A 2,277-nucleotide genomic window follows, 5' to 3' on the forward strand; every position below is an offset into this window, starting at 1 on the left:
TTTTTACAACTATGAATTAGCACAGTTTTAAAGCGTTCTTCCCCAATCCACAGCAGGACGCCGCGACCTTTGCGTATGGTTTCGGAGAACGTTTCCGTGTTTACGACGTCCCTGAGCCGGACCCCAAAAATAAACCGTCCTGGCGGAGCTTCGCTCCCGGTGAAGGGATGTGGTGCGCTGAAATTTCCCTCAAAACGTGCCTACCAGCACCTCCTGTAAACACATTGTTAGGCGGAGTTATGCACAAAAATTTCTATACCCACCTCTCAAGTTCTAATGCTTCAATGTATCTCAATGTTAATTTTGGGATTTCGACTTGATAAATCATTAATAAATTCTTCCCTATTTTTTACTGAAATAAAGACAATGTTTTTTCTACTTCTAATCTCTAATCGATCTAATGACAAGGCCATCGAAGATAAAGGGTTCTTAGTTTTTTTCACAGTCAGAACTTCTTCATATCTGATTGTCATCTTAAAGACTCCCAAAACAATATTCATTGATGATTCACTCAACAAAACATAATTTTTAAACGTCATATGTAACATAAATATATCGCAGATACCAAGTATCATGATCACAAATAACGGATTAATATTTGTTTTTTCTGGGTCAATCAATATCCAACATATTAACCCATTTACTGTAATTAAAACCATCCACCACCATAAATCAACCTTCCCTTTGTACTTCAATGTAATCATCCTCCCCCCAGTAATTTTTTAGATCTATATACTTAGTATTCAATTTCGCCTAACGAACGGGTGTTTGCGACGTCTCTGAGCTGGACCCCAAAGTCTGACCCCTTAGCGGAGCTTCGCTCCCGGTGAAGAGATGTGGTGCTCTGACCTTTCCCTAAAAACGCGCCTACCAGCACCTTCTGCAAACATTGTGTTACCAGATGCATCTAGCAGTAAATATTCTGCCTCCACCAAAAAATCTTTTAATGACTTCTAATATATGTAAGTAAATAAGAAAACCCAAACTCTTTATCACACTAGCTTGTTATTTTCTTTTCACCGACACCCGTGAGTACTGAACCTAATAAATCGACCCTATACACTTACCCTAACAATCAAACTCTTTTATAAAATCAATAATTCTATTTGTTATTTAAGTCATTTACTAATATGTATTCAAAAAGTATCTATTCAAATGTAACCTTGTTATATTTTACCATAATTTTGAGTAAGAATTTCTTGTTCTTTACACCGACGCATGAAAGTGCTGACCCTAATAAATCGAAACCCTCAAGCCCTCCCCCCCAAAATTTACCCTGGTTTTTTTACCTTCAAACCCAAACCTTAAAAACTCATTACGAAGCCTCGTCCTATCTTGTTTATTTCAATCACAACAAATTATCTACTATGTATAACCCCAGTTGATGTGTCTGGTAACGTCTCCGTGTTTGCGACGTCTCTGAACCGGACCCTAAAGATAGACCCCCTTGGCGGAACTTCGTTCCCGGTGAAGAGATGTGGTGCGCTGACCGTTCCCCTGATACGTGCCTACCCGCACCTTTTGCAAACACGCTGTTATCTGTTGACAGGTGCCTCACAAAGCCTCGACATCCCCCAATTAAGATAATATAATCGTAGATTATTACCTTGTTTAATTAATAGAATTTAAATTCGCTAGCAAAATTATCATTCCATACAGCAAATGCTTCATTTAAATTCTCATTTAAAAACAGATTCAAATAATCATCCATACCACTTGCTAATTTCAAATTTGGTAACTCATCTAAATCTGTCCAAAAAACTTTCCCCTCATGTGTTTCATCTAATATTTCACCTGAATATGTATTGGTCTTAAATAAAAATACAAACCATCTTTCATTTGACTCATCATTGTACCAATCAATCAAACCACTGAATTTTAAATCTTTGACATCAAGCCCTGTTTCTTCTTTGACTTCTCGTATTGTTGATTCTATTATACTTTCTCCATTTTCAACATGACCACCGGGGAATGTTATCCCTTTCCAATTTGATCTATTAATTTTATCTTGAACAACAACTTGATTTCCACCCTCATCAATAATCATGCACATATTCATAAGCTTAACTTTTGTCACAGAACAACCTCCAATGCAATTAATAAAAAACCCAACTTTGTACAATTCAAATAAGTTAACTAAAATCAAATTATCTGCAGCCGAACATTTACTCCACCTGTCTTTCAGATAACGTTTCCGTGTTTACGACGTCCCTGAGCCGGCCCCACCTGCTCCTACCCCTTGCCGGAGCTTCGTTCCCGGTGAAGGGATGTGATGTG

Annotated in this window: 2 protein-coding genes; both read right to left on the minus strand. The window is 37.7% G+C overall.

What is annotated here, in order from left to right; translation table 11 throughout:
- Positions 1-281: 281 nt before the first annotated feature.
- Complete coding sequence (locus BLP68_RS21200; protein WP_176759148.1) at positions 282-695, minus strand: PH domain-containing protein; 414 nt, start codon at positions 693-695, stop codon at positions 282-284.
- Between the two features lie 920 nt (positions 696-1,615).
- On the minus strand, positions 1,616-2,077 hold the full coding sequence (locus BLP68_RS21205; RefSeq protein ID WP_091547750.1) for an 8-oxo-dGTP diphosphatase: 462 nt from the start codon (positions 2,075-2,077) through the stop codon (positions 1,616-1,618).
- Positions 2,078-2,277: the final 200 nt, after the last annotated feature.

This window comes from Alkaliphilus peptidifermentans DSM 18978, from assembly GCF_900101495.1.
Classification (GTDB): domain Bacteria; phylum Bacillota; class Clostridia; order Peptostreptococcales; family Natronincolaceae; genus Alkaliphilus_C; species Alkaliphilus_C peptidifermentans.